Below are 319 nucleotides of genomic sequence, written 5' to 3'. Positions count from 1 at the left end.
GATGCAGCATTGGGCACTTATAATAAAACCTTGAGTGCAAATGAAGTCACAAGCATTGTTTCTTCTAATGCAAGCTCAGTTTATAACTTCATCAATGCAGGCACCCTCTCCAATAAAGCAGACTCTGTTGTTGTTGCTAAAGACTCTAGCGCTCCAGCACAAAATAATATCTTAACTGCTTTCACCCAATCTAAAGCAAAAGGAACACTCAATCTAGAAGGCACTTCCATTGGAAGTGATGGTTTAGACCTCACTCAAAATGCTTCCGCATTGAATTTGAATGCAATCTTTGATAATAGAGGGGTGGATACTTCTATCG

1 protein-coding gene is annotated in these 319 nt (G+C 39.5%); it reads left to right on the top strand.

Annotation, left to right across the window (positions count from 1 at the left end):
- The coding region (locus BKH41_RS09970) for a hypothetical protein (RefSeq protein WP_180762825.1) at nucleotides 1-319 on the top strand (319 nt) is incomplete at both ends.

The sequence above is a fragment of the Helicobacter sp. 12S02232-10 genome (assembly GCF_002272895.1).
Taxonomy (GTDB): Bacteria; Campylobacterota; Campylobacteria; order Campylobacterales; family Helicobacteraceae; genus Helicobacter_J.
The sequence above is the reverse complement of the archived record's forward strand: the minus strand, read 5'-3'. Positions and strand labels throughout refer to the sequence as shown.